The sequence below is a fragment of the Janthinobacterium sp. GMG1 genome, assembly GCF_034427795.1.
In the GTDB taxonomy this organism is placed as follows: Bacteria; Pseudomonadota; Gammaproteobacteria; order Burkholderiales; family Burkholderiaceae_D; genus Janthinobacterium.
Genome location: NZ_JAXQNT010000001.1, coordinates 971,697 through 990,643 on the forward strand (window position 1 = coordinate 971,697; position 18,947 = coordinate 990,643).

General features: G+C 64.1%; 15 protein-coding genes. 5 read left to right on the top strand and 10 right to left on the bottom strand.

Going from position 1 to position 18,947, the window contains the following annotated elements:
* Positions 1 to 57 precede the first annotated feature (57 nt).
* Positions 58 to 1,980, bottom strand: a complete 1,923-nt coding sequence (locus tag SJI03_RS04420; protein ID WP_034785249.1) for a PrkA family serine protein kinase — start codon at positions 1,978 to 1,980, stop codon at positions 58 to 60.
* Positions 1,981 to 2,551: 571 nt separating this feature from the next.
* Here SJI03_RS04420 and SJI03_RS04425 point away from each other — a divergent pair.
* Entirely contained in the window at positions 2,552 to 3,583 is a 1,032-nt protein-coding gene (locus SJI03_RS04425) for an adenosine deaminase (RefSeq protein WP_099377979.1), read from the top strand.
* A gap of 23 nt (positions 3,584 to 3,606) precedes the next feature.
* Positions 3,607 to 6,138, top strand: a complete 2,532-nt coding sequence (locus tag SJI03_RS04430) for an ABC transporter permease (protein WP_322426369.1) — start codon at positions 3,607 to 3,609, stop codon at positions 6,136 to 6,138.
* On the opposite strand, the gene SJI03_RS04435 is transcribed toward SJI03_RS04430, so the two are convergent.
* Both SJI03_RS04435 and SJI03_RS04440 read right to left on the bottom strand, forming a co-directional pair.
* Positions 6,135 to 7,142: a response regulator gene (locus SJI03_RS04435; protein WP_322426370.1), complete on the bottom strand. Its 1,008-nt coding sequence runs from the start codon at positions 7,140 to 7,142 to the stop codon at positions 6,135 to 6,137. The genes SJI03_RS04430 and SJI03_RS04435 overlap by 4 nt on opposite strands.
* 3 nt (positions 7,143 to 7,145) lie before the next feature.
* Positions 7,146 to 8,444: a HAMP domain-containing sensor histidine kinase gene (locus tag SJI03_RS04440; RefSeq protein ID WP_322426371.1), complete on the bottom strand. Its 1,299-nt coding sequence runs from the start codon at positions 8,442 to 8,444 to the stop codon at positions 7,146 to 7,148.
* A 152-nt stretch (positions 8,445 to 8,596) separates the two neighbouring features.
* Between SJI03_RS04440 and cqsA the strand changes: the two genes are divergently transcribed.
* Positions 8,597 to 9,844, top strand: a complete 1,248-nt coding sequence (gene cqsA, locus SJI03_RS04445; protein ID WP_322426372.1) for an alpha-hydroxyketone-type quorum-sensing autoinducer synthase — start codon at positions 8,597 to 8,599, stop codon at positions 9,842 to 9,844.
* A 17-nt stretch (positions 9,845 to 9,861) separates the two neighbouring features.
* On the opposite strand, the gene SJI03_RS04450 is transcribed toward cqsA, so the two are convergent.
* Genes SJI03_RS04450 through SJI03_RS04460 form a run of 3 tightly spaced genes read right to left on the bottom strand, consistent with a single transcriptional unit; the run spans position 9,862 to position 11,994 of the window.
* Positions 9,862 to 10,311 (bottom strand): MarR family winged helix-turn-helix transcriptional regulator, encoded by a 450-nt coding sequence (locus SJI03_RS04450; protein WP_322426373.1) that lies wholly within the window; start codon positions 10,309 to 10,311, stop codon positions 9,862 to 9,864.
* Positions 10,312 to 10,368: 57 nt separating this feature from the next.
* Positions 10,369 to 10,716, bottom strand: coding sequence for a GIY-YIG nuclease family protein (locus SJI03_RS04455; protein WP_322426374.1), 348 nt, complete (start codon positions 10,714 to 10,716; stop codon positions 10,369 to 10,371).
* 12 nt (positions 10,717 to 10,728) lie between these two features.
* Entirely contained in the window at positions 10,729 to 11,994 is a 1,266-nt protein-coding gene (locus tag SJI03_RS04460; RefSeq protein ID WP_322426375.1) for an MFS transporter, read from the bottom strand.
* A 131-nt stretch (positions 11,995 to 12,125) separates the two neighbouring features.
* Between SJI03_RS04460 and SJI03_RS04465 the strand changes: the two genes are divergently transcribed.
* The gene (locus SJI03_RS04465) at positions 12,126 to 12,521 is read left to right on the top strand and encodes a group II truncated hemoglobin (RefSeq protein WP_034785429.1); all 396 of its coding nucleotides are present in this window, start codon (positions 12,126 to 12,128) and stop codon (positions 12,519 to 12,521) included.
* A 5-nt stretch (positions 12,522 to 12,526) separates the two neighbouring features.
* Positions 12,527 to 13,912, top strand: a complete 1,386-nt coding sequence (rmuC, locus tag SJI03_RS04470) for a DNA recombination protein RmuC (protein WP_322426376.1) — start codon at positions 12,527 to 12,529, stop codon at positions 13,910 to 13,912.
* Between the two features lie 12 nt (positions 13,913 to 13,924).
* On the opposite strand, the gene SJI03_RS04475 is transcribed toward rmuC, so the two are convergent.
* From SJI03_RS04475 to moaA, 4 genes are all read right to left on the bottom strand, one after another.
* Positions 13,925 to 14,815 (bottom strand): MHFG family PEP-CTERM protein, encoded by an 891-nt coding sequence (locus tag SJI03_RS04475; protein ID WP_322426377.1) that lies wholly within the window; start codon positions 14,813 to 14,815, stop codon positions 13,925 to 13,927.
* Positions 14,816 to 15,107: 292 nt separating this feature from the next.
* Entirely contained in the window at positions 15,108 to 15,890 is a 783-nt protein-coding gene (locus SJI03_RS04480; RefSeq protein WP_322426378.1) for a hypothetical protein, read from the bottom strand.
* Positions 15,887 to 17,746, bottom strand: a complete 1,860-nt coding sequence (gene glp / locus SJI03_RS04485) for a gephyrin-like molybdotransferase Glp (protein WP_322426379.1) — start codon at positions 17,744 to 17,746, stop codon at positions 15,887 to 15,889. Before glp ends, SJI03_RS04480 begins: the two co-directional genes overlap by 4 nt.
* Before the next feature lie 62 nt (positions 17,747 to 17,808).
* On the bottom strand, positions 17,809 to 18,930 hold the full coding sequence (gene moaA / locus SJI03_RS04490) for a GTP 3',8-cyclase MoaA (RefSeq protein WP_322426380.1): 1,122 nt from the start codon (positions 18,928 to 18,930) through the stop codon (positions 17,809 to 17,811).
* Positions 18,931 to 18,947 lie beyond the last annotated feature (17 nt).

Sequence of the window (18,947 nt, forward strand, 5' to 3'; positions counted from 1 at the left end):
CTCTCGTCTTGCGCGCTCCGCCAGTCACCGGGCGGGAGCGCGCCTCCGCTGTCCGCGCTATGACGACTTGCGCACGCGCAAGTACCATTCGCATAACAGGCGTACCTGCTTGGCCGTATAGCCTTTTTCCACCATGCGGGCCACGAAGTCGGCGTGCTTGTTGGCATCGTCGGCGCTGGCCTTGGCATTGAAGGATATCACCGGCAGCAATTCCTCCGTATTCGAAAACATTTTCTTTTCAATCACGGTACGGAACTTTTCATAACTGGTCCAGGCGGGATTCTTGCCGCCGTTCGAGGCCCGCGCGCGCAGCCCGAAGTTGACAATTTCGTTGCGGAAATCCTTCGGATTGGAAATGCCCGCCGGTTTCTCGATCTTTTCCAGTTCATTGTTCAGCGATTCGCGGTCAAAACTTTCGCCCGTGTCCGGATCGCGGTATTCCTGGTCCTGTATCCAGAAATCGGCAAACGTCACGTAGCGGTCGAAAATGTTCTGTCCGTATTCCGAATAGCTTTCCAGGTACGCCGTCTGGATCTCCTTGCCGATGAATTCCACGTAGCGCTGCGCCAGGTGCTCTTTAATATAGGAGAAGTAGCGCTGCTCGAGTTCCGGCGCGAACTGCTCGCGCTCGACCTGCTGTTCCAGTACATATAATAGATGCACGGGATTGGCAGCCACTTCGGAATTGTCAAAGTTGAACACTTTCGACAGGATTTTGAAGGCAAAGCGCGTCGACAGGCCGTTCATGCCTTCGTCCACGCCCGCGTAATCGACGTATTCGTGCATGGACTTGGCTTTCGGGTCCGTATCCTTGAGGTTCTCGCCATCGTAGACGAGCATCTTCGAGAAGATGCTGGAATTTTCCGGGTCTTTCAGGCGCGACAGGATGGCGAACTGCGCCATCATGCGCAGGGTGCCGGGCGCGCACGGGGCCTTGACCAGCGAGGAATTGGCCACCAGCTTGTCGTAGATCTTGATTTCGTCGGACACGCGCAGGCAGTACGGCACCTTGACTATATAGATACGGTCTAGAAACGCCTCGTTGTTGCGGTTGTTCTTGAAGGTTTTCCATTCCGACTCGTTCGAGTGGGCCAGGATGATGCCGTCGAACGGAATCGCGCCGAAACCTTCCGTGCCCTTGTAATTGCCTTCCTGCGTGGCCGTCAGCAGCGGATGCAAGACCTTGATGGGCGCCTTGAACATTTCCACGAATTCCATCAGGCCCTGGTTGGCCAGGCACAGGCCGCCCGAATAGCTGTAGGCGTCCGGGTCGTCCTGCGCATAATCTTCCAGCTTGCGGATGTCGACCTTGCCCACCAGCGAAGAAATATCCTGGTTGTTCTCGTCGCCCGGCTCCGTTTTCGAGATGGCGATCTGTTTCAGCACGGACGGGTAGCGCTTGACGACGCGGAACTGGTTGATATCGCCATTGTATTCATGCAGGCGTTTCACGGCCCACGGGCTGGGGATGTTGCGCAGGTAGCGGCGCGGGATGCCGTAATCCTCTTCCAGGATGGTGCCGTCCTCTTCCTCGTTGAACAGGCCCAGCGGCGATTCGTTGACGGGCGAGCCTTTCAGGCAATAGAAGGGCACATGCTCCATCAGCGACTTGAGCTTTTCCGCGATGGACGACTTGCCGCCGCCGACAGGCCCCAGCAGATACAGGATCTGCTTGCGTTCTTCCAGGCCTTGCGCCGCGTGGCGGAAATACGAGACGACCTGCTCGATGACTTCCTCGGTGCCGTAGAACTCGCGGAAGGCGGGATAGATCTTGATGATCTTGTTGGCGAAGATGCGCGACAGGCGCGTGTCGTTTCGCGTGTCGACCAGCTGCGGCTCGCCGATGGCGGCCAGCATGCGTTCGGGCGCGCTGGCGTACGTCAGCTTGTCCTTCTTGCACAGGGCCAGGTATTCGGTGAGCGACATTTCCTCTTCGCGGGTGCGCTCGTAGCGTGCTGCATAGTTATCAAAAATGGTCATGTCAATGTCCTTTAATGTAAACCTGTACTGCCAGTCACCATGGCCGCCCGCCTGGCACTCGCCTGGGCTTGCCGCTTGAATTTTTCCTGTACCCCGTATCGATTTTTATTGTTGTTTCAAGCCCGGCTGTCTTTGCGAGTCCGGATTGCCCGGACCAAAAAACTGGCGCTTGATGCCGTGTGCTGACGTGGCCAGCCGGCTTTTTTTCACTGTTGATAGCGCTTGTTGCACCTACCATTACCCCATGAAATTTATTATTGCTCTAAAGGATCAGGAAGTCAAAAGATATGTCAGCATATCCTTAATACTTGTTTGTAAATTGTTGATTTAATTGGATAAATCATCAAATTTTTCATCGATTCCAATGAACTATTTTGTACCTTTTAAATCATCATACGACAATTCGCCAGCGCGTGCCGGAGCCGGCCGTGGCGCCGCCGCAGCGGGCGTCATGGCGGCCGGGCGCCGGTGAGCCTGGCCATCTTGCGCTAAGATGCCTGCATGTCTGATGGCCCCGCGCGCCGTGCGTGCGCGGGCCAGCATTGTTATCGCCACCCTATAAGGAACACCCATGATGAACTCCCAATTGCGCGCGATCGTCCGCGGCATGCCGAAGGCCGAACTGCATATCCATATCGAAGGCTCGCTGGAGCCAGAACTGATTTTCGCACTGGCAGAGCGCAATGGCGTGCCGCTGGGCTATGAATCGGTGGAACACTTGCGCAGCGCCTATGCTTTTACGGATTTACAGTCTTTTCTCGACATTTATTACGCTGGCGCAAGCGTGCTCTTGAAAGAGCAGGATTTCTATGACATGACGCAAGCCTACCTGCGCCGTGCCGAAGCGGACAACGTCTTGCACACGGAAATCTTCTTCGACCCGCAAACCCACACGGCGCGCGGCGTGGCCATCGCCGACGTGATCAACGGCATCCACCGCGCCTGCCAGGACAGCCCCGTCAGCGCGGCCCTGATCCTGTGCTTCCTGCGCCACCTGAGCGAGAAAGAAGCGTTCGAGACCCTGGAAGACGCCTTGCCGCACCGCGACAAATTCATCGGCATCGGCCTCGACTCGTCGGAAGTGGGCAACCCGCCCGAGAAATTCTCGCGCGTGTTTGCCCGTTGCCGCGAGCTGGGCCTGCACCTGGTGGCCCACGCGGGCGAGGAAGGCCCGCCAGCCTACATCCGCACGGCGCTCGACGACTTGCAAGTCGAGCGCATCGACCATGGCGTGCGCTGCCTGGAAGACGCGGACCTGACGGCCCGCCTGGCGCGCGAACAGATCGCGCTCACCGTCTGCCCGCTGTCGAACACCAAGCTGCGCGTGTTCGACCAGATGCACGACCATAACCTGGTGCAATTGCTCGACGCCGGCCTGCTGGTGACGGTGAACTCGGACGATCCTGCGTATTTCGGCGGCTACATGAACGACAACTTCGACGCCATCTTCGACGCGCTGCCGCTGGGCCTGTCCCACGCGCAACGCCTGGCGCGCAACGGTTTCATTGCCGCCTTCCTGCCGCAGGCGCAGAAAGACGCCTTCCTCGCCACCGTCGATGCGTATTTCGCGCAGCACGCCGCCGCCCACGGCGCAACGCAATAACTCTACCTGAAGACCCGCCGCCCATGTTCCGCCTCTCCCTGAAAATGACCGGCCGCGACTGGCGCGCCGGGCAACTGCGTTTCCTGCTCGTCGCGCTGATCGTCGCCGTGGCGGCCCTGTCGGCCGTCGGCTTCTTCGTCGACCGCCTGCGCGCGGGCCTGAACCGCGACGCGCACCAGCTGCTGGGGGCCGACCTGGTCATCAGCGCCGACCAGCCCGTCAATGCGGCCTGGCGCGCCGAAGCGCTCAAGCGCGGTTTTATTTTGGCCGACACGGTGACGTTTCCCAGCATGGCGCAGGCGGGCGAGGGCGAGCAATCGCTGTCGCAACTGGCGTCCATCAAGGCCGTCTCGCCCGGCTACCCGCAGCGGGGCAAGCTGAAAATCACGACCAAACTGAGCGAAGCGCAGGATGCCGTGGGACGGCCGACGGACCAGGTGCCGGCGCCCGGCACCCTGTGGGTCGATGCGGCCATCCTGTCCAGCCTGAACGCGAAACTGGGCGACACCCTGACCCTGGGCGACAAGGCATTTACGGTCACGCAACTGATCGCCAGCGAACCGGACCGCGGCGCTTCCTTTTTGAATTTCGCGCCGCGCGTGATGCTGCCCTTGGGCGACCTGGCCGCCACGGCGCTGGTGCAGAACGGCTCGCGCGTGTCGTACCGCTTGCTGCTGTCGGCGCCGCCCGCCAAGGCGGCCGAGCTTGCGCAATATCAAGCCTGGCTGGAAAGCCAGATCAAGACGCAGGCCATCAAGGGCGTGCGCATCGAATCGCTGGAATCGGGCAGCCCGCAGATGCAATCGACGCTGGACCGTGCCGACCGTTTCCTGTCGCTCGTCGGCTTGCTGTCGGCCATGCTGGCGGCCGTCGCCGTGGCCATGGCGGCGCGCCGTTTCATGCTGCGCCACCTCGATGCGTGCGCCATGCTGCGCTGCCTGGGCTTGACGCAAAACCAGGTTACGGCCATGTACGTGATCGAATTTTTATTGGTCGGCCTGGCCGGCAGCGTGGTCGGCGTGATGGTGGGCTTCGGCGGCCACCTGGTGCTGCTGGAGTTGTTGGGGAAACTGGTGCAGAGCGACTTGCCGCCCGTCTCCATGCTGCCCGCGCTGCAAGGCGTGGCCACCGGCATGCTGCTGTTGCTGGGCTTTGCCCTGCCGCCGATTTTGCAGTTGCGCAATGTGCCGCACAACCGCGTGATCCGCCGCGAGCAGGAGCCGCCGCAGGCGCTGGCCCTGGCCACGTATGGCCTCGGTATCGCCGCCTTCGTCGTGCTGCTGTTGTGGCAGGCGGGGGACGTGAAACTGGCGCTGCTGACGGCGGCCGGCTTCCTCGGCGGCTTTGCCCTGTTCGGCCTGGCTGGCTGGCTGGGCATCAAGTCGCTGAAAACCCTGCGCGGCGCTTTCAATCACCAGGGCTGGCGCTTTGCCGTCACGTCCTTGCAGCGCCGGCCGGGCGCCACCGTCATCCAGGTGGTGTCCCTGGCCCTGGGCCTGATGGCCTTGCTGCTGCTGACGGTGGTGCGCGGCGACTTGATGGTGGCCTGGCGCAACGCCACGCCGCCCGACGCGCCGAACCGCTTCATGATCAATATCCTGCCGGAACAGAAAGACCCGATCGCCGCGCGCCTGTCCCAGGCCGGCGTGGCCAACGCGCCCCTGTATCCGATGATACGCGGGCGCCTGGTGGCCGTGAACGGCAATGCCATCACGGAAACCACCTACGAGGATGACCGCGCCAAGGGCCTGGCCGACCGCGAATTCAACCTGTCGACGATGGCCACGATGCAGGAAGAAAACAAGCTGGTGGCCGGCAAGTGGTTCGGCAATGCGCCCGGTGCACCAGCCGAGGCGTCGGTGGAGGAGGGCATCGCCAAGACCTTGAAATTGAAATTGGGCGACAAGCTGCGCTTCGACATCGCCGGCCAGCCCGTCGAAGCGGCGATCACGAGTTTGCGCAAGCTGGAATGGGGTTCGATGCGCGTCAATTTCTTTGTCATCATCAATCCGGCCGCCATGGCGGACACGCCGCAGACGTGGATCACGGCGTTTCACCTGCCGCCCGCGCAGGCGGACCTGGGCAATGCCTTGCTGCGCGACTATCCGAACCTGACGGTGGTCGACGTGGGCGGCGTGCTGAAACAGATCCAGGGCGTGCTGGACCAGGTCGTGACGGCCGTCGAATTCCTCTTCGCCTTCACTTTGGCCTCGGGCTTGCTGGTGCTGTATGCGGCCCTGATGGGCTCGCAGGACGAGCGCACGCGCGAAGCGGGCCTGCTGCGCGCGCTGGGCGCCACGCGGCGCCAACTGGCGCAGGCACAGCTGATCGAGTTTTCGCTCGTCGGCGCGCTGGCCGGCTTGCTGGCGGCAACGGGTGCGGCGGCCATGGGCTGGGCGCTGGCCACCTACCAGTTCAAGTTCGCCTGGAGCTTTGCGCCCGGCGTGTGGGCGTTCGGCCTGCTGGCCGGCGCCCTGTGCGCGATCGCCGGCGGCTGGCTGGGCTTGCGCAATGTCTTGAGGCATCCGCCGCTGCAAACGCTAAGGGAAGGCTAAGCGCCCACGCTGTCGTCCGCCTGCGCGCGTAAAAATTGCGCGTAGGACATGACCGGCTGCCCCAGCTTGTGCGGCGGCACGTCGAACAGGGCCCAGAAGTAGGTTTCGCGCCCCAGGCAGATGGTTGGCGCGGCGCAGTAGCGGAACCAGTTTTCGCCGATATGCGCCGCATACATGCCGTCGCTGTCGGCATCGGAAAAATACGGGATCACGCGCATTTCCAGCAGGGCCAGCAGCAGGGACTCGGGCGCGTCGCTGTCGCGCGCCATTTCATACTGCGTGTGCAGGCTGCGTTCCGTCTCGATGATCATCAGGCGGGCCTGGCCGTCGCGCGTGAAAAACAGGATGCCGCAGGGATTCGGAAAAATATAGAACTCGACAAAGCCATGGCGCCGGCACAGCTCGTGCACGACGTCGGCCATGGCTTCGTCTTGCAGGAAACTATAGTCGTGCAGCAATAGCAAGTCGCGCACCGTGTCCGACTGCTGCAGGAAGAATTCGCGCTGCAGGGCAACGATTTCCTGTTCCAGGATATCGAGCGCGTCGTCGTCGCTCTTCTTGATGTAACGGTCGATCAAGCCCCGGTTGAAGGCCGTCACGGCCACTTTTTCATCGGCCGCGCCCGTGAATAAAATCTTCTTGCACGGCAAGTCACGCACGGCCTGGCAGAATTCCAGGCCATTCATCTGCGGCATCGAATAATCGACCACCAGCACGGAGGGCACGGCAAAGCGCTGCGCCTGGCCGCTGATGCGCCAGATGCGTTCGAGGTCGAGCGCCACGTTGCGCTGGTCGGGCGGCAGATTTTGCGTGTCGAAATTGACGTGCAGCGGCGTCTCGCCCAGCTGCGTGCTGTGGCGCAGCCAGTGCAGCGCGCTGCTGGTGTCGTGGAAGGTCTGGCGCGCCAGTGCGGGATCGAGCTGGAAGGCCAGGCTTTTCAGGAAGGAATCGCTGTCATCGATCAAGACGGTCAGGGTCGGATGGGAATAGACGGGCAGTTGCATGCATCACCTTGCGGGGGAAGAGGGTTGGAAGCGGGCCGGCACGGGCTGGGGAAATTCCAGGATGAAAATCGCATACGCATGCTCGCGCGACACGCAGCGGATGCGCGCCTGCCAGGCCGTGACGATCTGCCGGCACAGGGCCAGGCCGATGCCGCTGCCGTTGTGCACGGGATACGAATAAAAACGCTCGAAGATCAGCGGCAGGCGGTTCTTCGCGATGCCGCAGCCCGTGTCGATGAACAGCAGCCTGGGCACGGGGCGGGCGCCGTCGATGATGATGCGCACGCGGCCCTTGCCGGCCCGCTGGATGGCTTTCAGCGCGTTTCTCAGCAGGTTCAGCAGGATCACCACGCACAGCTCGTCCTGGCCCGCGAACTGGAAGTCGGCGCGCACGTCCACCTTGACGCAGCCGCGCTGGCTGTTGCCGGTAAACGGGTAGCGCTTGAGTACGGAATTCACCATCGCCAGCATCGATAGCGCCTGGCTGGGCTGGAGGTTGCGGTTGACGGCACTGGCGCTCATCAGGAACAAATCGATCATGTGCTGCATGTGGCGCACTTCGAACTGGATGCGCGACAGGGCTTCCTGCAACGGGGGCAAGTCGTCCGCCTGGCTCGCCAGCTGCGGCAGCAGCCGGCGCATGCCCCGCACATTCGCTTCCACGCTGGTCAGCGGCGTGCGCAGTTCGTGCGCCACGGAACCGAGCCCGGCCGCCAGGCCAGCCAGCCGTTCCAGCTCCAGCACCTTGCTGCCCACTTTCACCACGGACAGCGAGGCAATGGTGAACCAGTGCACGGGCAGTTGCTGCAGCACTTCACGCTGCAGCAGGAAGCTGCCCTCTCCCTGCAGGATGACGGCCAGGCAGGCGGTACTGGTGCCGATCAGGTAGGCGCGGCAAGCCAGTTTCGTTTCGAAATGAAACAGTATGACCAGGCCGATCAGCAGCGATTCGCTCCAGATGGACGACGCGTGGTTCATCAGAAACATGAAGGTAAAGAAGAAGGGCAGGATGTAGCTGAGCGCGAACAGCAGGTAGCGCGACAGCCAGCGGGCCGAGAAGTGGCGCGCAAACAGGCCGGCCGCGCAGATGCCCACGCCCGTCAGGCGCAAGGTCAGGTTTTCATAGGCTTGCGGAAAAAAGTAATGCCACAGCAGGTAGTACAGCGGCATCGCCACCGTGCCCACGGCGGCCAGCATGGCAACCCTGCCGGCCAGGTTTTCATGGGGCATGCGCTCATGCAGCAGCGAATGGAGCAGGCGCCTGCGCCAGTGTGTCCATCGTCCTTGCAATTGCTGCGTCATGACTCTGCCTTGATTCTCTTCAGAACATTATCATCGCGTAAATTTTCCTGGTTGAACGGTTATCTGATTGGACATTGATATACGTCAATGGATGAGTTGGCGAGACGGTCAAGGCTTTAATCCGCAGCAAACCTTTCCCCAGGAGAAAACTCATGACCATCGCTACCAGCTTGCCCATTCCATCGTTCGCCCGTGCCGAACACTGCCTGCCAGACTACATCGTGCGGCGCATGGATGCGCATCACATCACGCGCATCGAAAAATTGCTGGGCGGCCAGCATCCCCACGCCTGGCAACCGACACCGGCCCATGCCATTTTCCTGGCCGGCAATGACTATCTGTCCATCGCCGCCGAGCCGGCGCTGGTGGCAGCCCAGGTGGCGTCGCTGCAGGCAAATGCGGGCGGCCTGCTGATGTCGGCCGTGTACTTGCAGGAAGGCAGCGAACAGCACCGGCTGGAAAGCCGGCTGGCGCGCTACATGGGCTGCGAGGACGGCATCCTGGCGCAGTCCGGCATGGCGGCCAACGTGGGGTTGATCCAGTGTATCGCCAGCCCCGGCATTCCTGTCTACCTCGACATGCAGGCCCACGCCTCGCTGTGGGAAGGCGTGCTGTCGGCGCAGGCCCAGGCCGTGCCCTTCCTGCACAACGACATGACGCACTTGCGGCGGCAAGTGGAAAAGCATGGCCGCGGCGTGATCGTCGTCGATGCCCTGTACAGCACCAACGGCAGCCTGGCGCCGCTGCTGGAACTGCTCGACATCGCTGAGCGCAGCGACTGCGTGGTGGTGGTCGACGAGTCGCACTCGCTGGGCACGCATGGCCCGCAGGGCGCGGGCCTGGTGGAAGCGTGGGGCTTGGGCCATCGCGTGCATTTCCGCACGGCGTCGCTGGCCAAGGCCTTCGCGGGGCGGGCCGGTTTCATCAGCTGTTCCAGCCGCTTCAAGGGCTATTTTTTGTCCGAATCGCGGCCCGCCATCTTCAGCTCCTGCCTGTTGGCGCATGAGCTGGCGTGGCTGGGCGCGGCGCTCGATTTCATCATGGCCGCCGATGGGCGGCGCGCCACCTTGCGGCGCCATACGCTGCAGGTGCGCGAAGGCTTGCGCGAACTGGGCTACAACGTCAGCGATGGCACGGAGCAGATCGTGGCGCTGGAGGCGGGCGGCGAACCGGCCACCCTGGCACTGCGCCAGGCGCTGGAACGGCAAGGTATTTTCGGCGCCATGTTTTGCGCCCCGGCAACGGCGAAGAACCGCGCCCTCGTGCGCCTGACCCTGAATGCGGGACTCGACGAGGCGGCCATCGACCGGGTGCTGGCGGGCTGCGCCGCCATCCGCGCCGAAGCGGGCGTGGAACATTGGCAGTCGACGCGGCGCCTGCGCAAGCTGGCGCTCGTGTAAGCGGCTGGCTGGCAGCGTCAGCCGGCCAGCTTGCCCAGGATGGCCGACAGCGCTCCCAGCTGTTCTGGCGGCGCGTCCTGCAGCAATTCGCGTCCCACCGCCTGCGCCGTGGCGCTGGCATGTTCCAGCAATTCCTGGCCGGCGGCGGTCAGCACGGCATAGCCGACGCGTGCGTCGCGTACATCGGCCTGGCGCGTCACCAGGCCGATCTTTTCCAGCGGCATCAGGGAGCGCGTGACGCCAGAGGCCGTCAACGCCAGGCGCTCGGCCAGGTCGATGCGGCGCAGGCGCGCACCGGGGGCGCGTTGCAACTGGTACAGCAATTGATAGTCGCTGAAGCTCAGGCCATGCAAATTGCCCAGGGTGCTGTCGAAGCGGCGCACGATGAGCGCCTGGGCGCGCGCCAGGCGCAGGCAAAAGTCCAGCGCGCCATCGCCGTCCGGCGAGAGTGGAGTGTGATCGTTCATGCCATCCTTTATATTTACTGCGAAGTGCTTGAGTACGCAAGTGTAATGCACCGCAGCTCAATACAGTGGCTGACCCTGTTCCAGCCAGTGCGCGCGGTGCAGGGCCAGCAGGGCGCCCAGTTCGGCGTCCGCATCGAAGGCGGGATCGTCGGGGAGCTTGAGCGTATCGATGACCGCGCAGGAAAAGGCCGCCGCGCCGTCGCGCCGCCAGTCCGCCTGCAGCGCCGCATTGCGGTGCTTGCCCAGGTTCAGTTCGAAGCGGTGCCGGTTCAGCATGCCGGGCGCGTTGCGGCTGCTTTCAAGCAAGGCGCGCCCGCTGGGCAAGTGCCGCAGGGCGATGATGCCCAGCGGCGGTGGCTGTTGCCTGTAAGCAGCTTTCAGGGCCGCTTGCTGTATTTTATCCATGGTGGAACTTTCTCAAGGTTGAATGATGCAATCGGCTTCCCCGATGCGGGGGATGCCGGTCAGCAGGGCGGCGGCCACGGCGGCCGCCAGCAGCAGGGCACCGCCGCCGCAGAACAGCTCGCCCACGGTGACGTGGCGCAGCAGCGCGCCCGTGGCGGCCGCCGACAGCGGCGCCAGGCCCAGGAAGATGCCCATGAACAGCGCCATCGCCCGGCCCAGCATGGCGGGCGCCACGCGCCGCTGTATCCACGTAAAGATGGCCACCTGCAAGTAGCCGCCCAGCAGCCCCGTCACGGCCAGCAGGGCCGCGCCTTGCCAGGCCGTGCTGATTTGTCCCAGCCCCATCAGCAGCAGGCCGACGACTGCATCGACCAGCAGCAGGGTGGCGCCGAAGCGGCGGCGCAGCCAGGCGCCGCCCAGGCTGGATGCCAGCATGCCGGCCAGGGTGCCGGCGCCATGCGCGCCCATCAGCAAACCCAGCGCTGCGGCGCCGTGCAGGCGCTCGCTGGCCAGCACGGGCAAGGCCACTTGCAGCGGTCCCATGACGAAGAACGCCACCACGGCCCAGTAGGCATAGCAGCTGCGCAAGGCAATGTCGCGCCACACCATGGCCAGGCCCGCCGCCATGTCGCGCCACATGCCCTGCGCCGCCGCAGCAGCCAGTGGCCGCAGGCTGACTTGCCGCAAGGTCCAGGCGGAAAACAGGAATGTCAGCGCATCGATGGCAAAGGCGGCGGCCAGCGCCGCCATGCCGGTTTGCTGCCCGCCCCCGTGGGCGCCGAGCACGAGCGCCGCCAGCAGGGGGCCGGCCAGCAAGGACAGCTGGCGCGCGCCCATCTGCAAGCCATTGGCGCTCTGCAACGATTGCGGCGGCACGGCTTGCGGCAGGATGGCCGTGCCGGCGGGAATGGCGAAGGCGGATGCGATGCCCAGCGCCAGCGCGGCCGCATAGGCGAGCGCCAGGCTGGCCTGGTCCAGCATCAGCAGGCCGGACAGCGCCAGCAGGATGGCGGCGTTCGCATATTTACTCAGCTGCAGCACGCGCCGGGGCGAGTAGCGGTCGGCGATGGCGCCACCGAACAAGATGAGCACGGCGCGCGGCGCGCCCATCAGGGCCACGGCGATGCCCAGGCTGAGGCTATCGTTTGTCAGGCTGAGCACCAGCCAGGGAAGGGCCAGCATGCTGAACTGGTCGCCCAGCATGGACACGAGGCCGCCGCCCAGCAGCCAGCGGAAATTGGTATGGCGTAGCAAATGCGGTTCTGCGGTGGTCGGCATGGTGGTTTTGTCCGTGTTTAAAGATTGCATAGTAGTTGATATAAGCTTGAGTGGTCAAGTATATTGCTTTTTATTGTGGCAGAGGCGCCGGCGCCGCATGGGCCGCCGGCGCTTGCGTTATCATGGCGGCCATGACTGATACCACTGCCCCCACCCTCTACGAGACCATCGGCGGCGCCCCCGTGCTGCGCGAAATGGTCGACCGTTTTTATGACTTGATGGAACTCGAAGCCGAGTTCGCCGGCATCCGCGTCATGCATCCGCCCTCGACGGACGGCTCGCGCGACAAGCTGTATTTCTTCCTGACGGGCTGGATGGGCGGACCGGACTTGTATATCGAGAAATTCGGCCACCCGCGCCTGCGCGCGCGTCACTTGCCCTACGCCATCGGCACCAGCGAGCGCGACCAGTGGCTGCGCGCCATGGCCTGGGCCATGGAAGACACGGGCATCGAAGAATCCTTGCGCGTGCGCCTGATGGAATCGTTCTATCAGACGGCCGACTGGATGCGCAACAAACCTGACTGACACCCATGAGCCCTATCGAGTTTTACAGCCTGCTGGGCGCCGCCATCGTCGCCATCGTTTTATTGCTATTGATCTTGCTGCGCCCGCGTGGTGCCGCCGGCGATGGCGCCACCACCCTGGCCCTGGTGCAGCAGCACCAGCAGCAAAGCCTGGAACGCATCGACCGGGTCGAGCGCGAAGTGCGGCTGCAACTGCAGGCGTCGGCGCAAGCGGCGCGGCAAGACCTCGCCACCAGCCTGGCGCAATTCCAGGCGGCGACCCTGCAGCAGCTCGACAGCCTGCGCACGCAGATGCAGGCGCAGGGGAAAGTCGGGCGCGAAGAACAGGCGCAAAGCCTGGCGCGCTTTGCCGACAGCACCAACCAGACGCTGGCGCAACTGACGGAATCGAATGCGCAGCGCATGCTGGAAGTGCGCGCCACCCTGGAAAACAAGATCCGCGATTTGCAGGCCGACAATGGCGCGCGCCTGGAAGAGATGCGCAAGACGGTCGACGAGAAACTGCATGCCACCCTGGAAACGCGTTTGAGTGCGTCGTTCCAGCAAGTGTCGGAGCGGCTGGAAAAAGTCCACCAGGGCCTCGGTGAAATGCAGCAGCTGGCGCTGGGCGTGGGCGATTTGAAGCGGGTGCTCACCAACGTCAAGACGCGCGGCACCTGGGGTGAAGTGCAGCTGGAGATGCTGCTGGAGCAGGTACTCACTGTCGACCAGTACGCGAAGAATGTGGAAACCTTGCCGGGCAGCGGCGCGCGCGTGGAATTCGCCCTGAAACTGCCGGGCCTTGCCGATGGCGGGCCGCCCGTGTGGATGCCGATCGATGCGAAGTTCCCCAAGGAACAGTACGAGCGCCTGGTCGATGCGGCCGAGCGGGCCGATGCCGACGGCGTGGCCCTGGCCGGCCGCGAGCTGGAACGGGCCGTGCGCGGCGAAGCGAAAACCATCGCCGAGAAATACCTGGCGCCGCCGTTGACCACCGACTTTGCCATCCTGTTCTTGCCTACGGAAGGGCTGTATGCGGAAGTGTTGCGCCGTCCTGGACTGGCCGACGAATTGCAGCGCGTGCACCGGGTCAGCATCGCGGGACCGTCCACGTTGACGGCCTTGCTCAATAGTTTGCAGATGGGTTTCCGCACCCTGGCGCTGGAAAAGCGTTCGTCGGAAGTGTGGCAAGTGCTGGGCGCCGTGAAGACGGAATTCGGCAAGTTTGGCGACGTGCTGTCGCAAACCCGGCTGACCCTGGAAAAGGCGGCGAAGAATATCGAAAGCGCGGAAGTGCGCAGCCGGCAGATGGCGCGCAAATTGAAATCCGTGGAAGCCTTGCCGGGCGAGGCGGCTGCTTTGCTGCTGGGGAAGGCGGACGCGGGGCTGTCGGCCGAGGCGGACGGCGAATAGCGCCGTCCGCGTTCAGGCTGCTGCCGCCGGCCGGCGGCGCAGCCTGGCGCCGACCAGCAGCGCGAGTCCCGCCAGCAGCATGGCCCAGGTGTGCGGTTCCGGCACGGCCGGTAAGACGGACAGGTCGGTGGGCGGCAGCGAGGGCAGGATGACGGTGGGGATAAACGGCTCGACGATGATGCTGCTGCCGCGCGGTGGCTGGCCACCGCCTATGCTCGACGGCAGCAGCGTGGCGCTGCCGGTGTGCACGACATCGAAGACCAGCAGGGGCAGGCTGGCCACCACGGCCGGCGGCACGCCCGTGAGCGAACCGCCATGCGCGCCGACGGGATGCTCGATGACGGGCACGCCCGCCGCTGCGGTGGCCACCGGCGTCGCGCCACCTGGCGCAGCTCCGCCAGGCGCAGCACCGGCGCCGCGCGGCCCGGCCGCCGCCTGCGTGATGCGGCTGACATTGCGGCACACGGTGGGCACGAGAATGCAGGCGCCCTGCACGCAATACACGAGTCCCCGTTCCTGCATCTGCTCGCTCCAGCCTGCACGCGTGACATTGCGGCAGACGCGGCCCGGCCCGAAATGCATGTCGCTGATGCGCGCATCGTAATTGCCCTTGCCGCGGATAGCGTCGCGGCTGATCACGACGATTTCATCATACTGGCGCGCGCGCATGCGCGCCTTCAATTGCTCGCGCACCTGCGGCGCGATGTCCGGGTACCTGTCCACGGCGGCCACGACATCGCCCATGAACGGGTCGGCGCCGGGGCGGTTCCAGCTGCAGTTGTCCAGTACGTCGGCCCGAGGGGCCCCTTTGGCATAGGCGGGCAGCGGTGCGAGGGTCGATATGCCTAGCAGGCAAGCCGCTCCCAGCATGCTGGCGCCCGCGATCCAAGAGCGGTGTCTCATTATTAGTTTCCTCGTGAAAACAATATCAAAATTGAACTTTTCGTATTAGTCAAGATGTTATCACCGAAGAAACTTCAATATCAACAAATAAATAAAATAATTACAATTAGTGTTGTGTTTATTTATATGTTATTTAGAGAAATAATTAATATTTTTATCTCAATAGGCGAGCAGTTTCCGGGAGGAAAATTGATTGCGAAGGGGTAATGCGAACGGCCCGCGCAGGGCGGGCCGTTCGTGAGAGCAGGGGGGGCGAATGCACCGCCAGCAGGCGGCGCGGCAAGGGATGCGCCTAGATGCGGCCCGGGCAGGCTTGCGTATCGAAGGCGGGATAGCCGATGGCGGGCAGCTTGTGCAGCCACGTGCGCATCAAGGTGCGCGCGCCTTGCGCATCGTGCTGTCGCCCCTGCTGCAAGTCCGCGGCGAGCGTGTCCAGCTCCGCGCAGATGGATTGCTTGCCGGCCTGCGCCGCCAGCAGGGAGGCCAGCAATTCCGGCAGCACGTCCGCAGCCGGCGCCACCTGGCGCGTGGCGCGGTAGTGCTGCCAGTAGCGCTCGGCGGCATCGGCATCAAAGCTGGGGACGAAACCGAACGTGGCGTCATCGTGGTGCAAGCGGTACACGGTGGGATAGTAATGCGGGCCCGTCAGTTCGCCAGGGAAGCGGTCGCGGCGCAGCACGTCGATGGCCAGCGATCCGTTGCGCTCCACGCGCACGGGACTGGGCGAGTCGTACTGGTCCACGCTCGCCATGGAGAGTGCGTTGCCTTGCATAAAGATAATCTTTTGCGTGTAATGGCGCCCGCCCAGGTGGCCGCACAGGGCCACGAAGCGGTCGTTGATGGCGGTGACGGCCGCAACGACGCCGCAATCGGGCCGCAAGGGCGTGTTTTCCTGCCACACGAGCGCCTGGTCGCTGGTGCGCACGATGCTGACGCGGCCCACGGTTTCGCCGTGCAAGTCACCGCTTGCTTCCTCGATGCGCTCGTCGAAGCGCACCGTGTAGCCATTGCTGTGGACTTCGCCGGCGTACGCCGCCATGCCCTGCAGCAGGGCCAGTGCCAGTATCAGTTTCATATCAGTCCATGGAATAGTACGATATCGACCAGGTCGCCGGCGGCCACATGGCCTTGCGCTTCGTGCAGCACGATCATGCAATTGGCTTGCGTCATCGAACGCAGGATGCCCGAGCCTTGCGCGCCAGTCACGCGCACGTGCTGGCGCCCATCCGGGCCCCGTTCGACGATGCCGCGCTGATATTCCGTGCGGCCCCGCTTCTTGCGGATCGGTGCCTGGGCCGCCACTTGCAGCAGCGGCAGGGCGGCCGTGTCCGCATCGGCGCCCATCAGGCGCAGCAGGGTGGGGCGGGCGAGGAAATAAAATGCCGCCATCACGGCCACTGGGTTGCCAGGCAGGCCCATCAGCAAGGCCGTGTCGCCCTCGCTGGCAATCCGGCCAAAGGCCATGGGGCGGCCCGGGCGCATGTTGATTTGCCAGAAGGCCACCTCACCGAGGCGCGCCAGGATCTCGCGCGTAAAATCGGCCGCGCCGCTGGACACGCCACCGGAAGTGATGATGACGTCAGCCTTGCCGCAAGCGCCGCGCAGGGCCGCTTCCAGCGCTTGCGGATTGTCCTTGACGATGCCCATGTCGAGCACCTCGCAGCCGAGGCGGGTCAGCATGCCCAGCAGGGTATAGCGGTTGCTGTCGTAGATGCAACCGGCGTCCAGCGGCTCGCCGATCGAGCGCAATTCGTCGCCGGTGGAAAAGAAGGCCACGCGCAGGCGGCGGCGCACGGGCACCGTGGCGATGCCTAGCGAAGCCAGCAAGCCCAGTTCGGCCGGCCCGAGTAGTTTGCCTTGCAGTAGGGCTGGTTGGCCTTGCATCAAGTCTTCGCCCTTGAAGCGGCGGTTGTCGCCGGGGCGGATGCAGTCGGGCGCCACGGTAATGCTGGCGTCGCTGGCGTGCTGCACCAGTTCCTGCGGCACCACGCTGTCGCAGCCGTCCGGCATGACAGCGCCCGTCATGATGCGCGCGCATTGCCCGCGTTGCACGGTGACGCTGCCGGGACGTCCGGCCAGGATGGTGTCGACCACGGCCAGGGTGACGGGGGTGTCGCCGCCGAGATCCGCGCCAAGGTCAGCCCCGTGAAGCGCATAGCCATCCATGGCGGAATTGTCGTGCGCGGGCACGCTGATGGGCGAGATGATGTCGGCCGCCAGGATGCGCTCGAACGCTTGCGGCAACGGCAGTTCCTCGATCTCGGCGACGGGCGCGACGGTGTCGGCCAGGATGGCTTGCGCCATCGGCACGGAAAAGCCCTGCGCCTGCAGGGCGGCCAGCTCGTCCGGGGTATTGATGTTGCCGAACGCACTATTGTTCTCGAAGAGCACTTCGGCCAGCTTCAGGGGGCCGTGCCAGGTGCGCATGCGGCGTTCTCCGCCGCGCAGATACGAGTCTAACTGGGGCAGGGCCGAGGTTTTCACCAGGCAAAAGACGGGGTGCGGGCGGCGCACCGTCTGACCCGTCGCCGCATCGATTTCCTCGGTGACGGCGATGGCCAGGTCGGCATTGTTTTGCATCAAGCCGGCGGCCAGGCGCGCCGCCAGGTCGGGCGGCAGCAATGGCGAATCGCACGGCACCGTCAGCAGGTAGGGTGTGGTGGCATGTTGCATGCCGCTGTGCAAACCCGCCAGCGGCCCCAACTGGCCTGGCAGCACATCCGGCCACACGGGCAGGCCGAAGTTTGCGTAATCGCCGGCGTCCGCGTGGACGCTGATGGCCAGCTGGCCCACTTGCGGCGCCAGGCTCTGCAGCACGTGACGCGCCAGGGGCTGGCCATGCAGGGGCAGCATGCCCTTGTCGCGCTGGCCCATGCGCGTGCCGAGGCCGCCGGCCAGGACCAGGCCGGTAATGTCGTGTTTGTTGATCATGTCAGGTAGGAAAATTGGTGCATGCGCCATGGTAGCAGCGGCGGGCCTGCGCCGCGCCCGATTCAGCCGCCGATATACGACATTTCCACTTTCTTTTTACCGTGCTCAAGCGCGCCGCCCGTCAAATCCGTCTGGCTGGTGCGCAATTGTGAATAGCGGTCGCCGCGGCCGCGCCACAGCTGCGCCACGGCCGAGGAGATTTCAGCATCGCTGTGGCCGCCGCGCAGCAGGCTGCGCAAGTCGTGGCCGCTGCTGGCGAACAGGCATGTGTACAGCTTGCCCTCGGTCGAGAGGCGGGCGCGGCTGCAGTCGGCGCAGAACGCTTGCGTGACACTGGAAATGAGGCCGATCTCGCCGCTGCCATCCGCGTAGCGCCAGCGCGCCGCCGTCTCGCCCGCGTAGTTGGGGTTAATGGGCAGCAAGGGCATGTGCGCGGCGATACGCCGCACGACTTCGGCGGACGGGATGACTTCCTGCAAGTTCCAGCCGTTCGAGGCGCCCACGTCCATGTATTCGATGAAGCGCAGGATGTAGGGCGTATCCTTGAAGTGGCGTGCCATGGGCACGATTTCCTGTTCGTTCATGCCGGCCTTGACGACCATGTTGATCTTGATCGGTCCCAGCCCTGCGGCATGCGCCGCATCGATGCCGTGCAGCACGTCGGCCACGGCGAAATCGACATCGTTCATGCGCTTGAAGGTGGCGTCGTCGAGCGAATCGAGCGACACGGTGACCCGGTTCAGGCCCGCATCCTTGAGTGCCTGCGCTTTTCTGGCGAGCAAGGAACCATTGGTCGTCAGGGTCAGGTCCAGCGGCTGGCCCGACGGCGTGCGCAGTTCGGCCAGCATGGCGATGAGCTTTTCGATATTCTTGCGCAGCAGCGGTTCGCCGCCCGTCAGGCGGATCTTTTCCACGCCGTGCGCGACGAACAGGCGCGCGACGCGGGTGATTTCCTCAAACGACAGCAAATCCGTGTGCGGCAGATACACGTGATTCTTGTCGAACACGTCCTTCGGCATGCAATACACGCAACGGAAATTGCAACGGTCGGTAATCGAGATGCGCAAGTCGTGCAGGGGCCGGCCCAGGCTGTCGGCCACGTTGCCGCTCGGGCTTTCCAGCTGCGCGGGGATCGCCGGTGCCCCATTGCGGGCTTCGGCGAGGTAGATAATCTTGTCAGCCATGAAAGGTGATACCACTT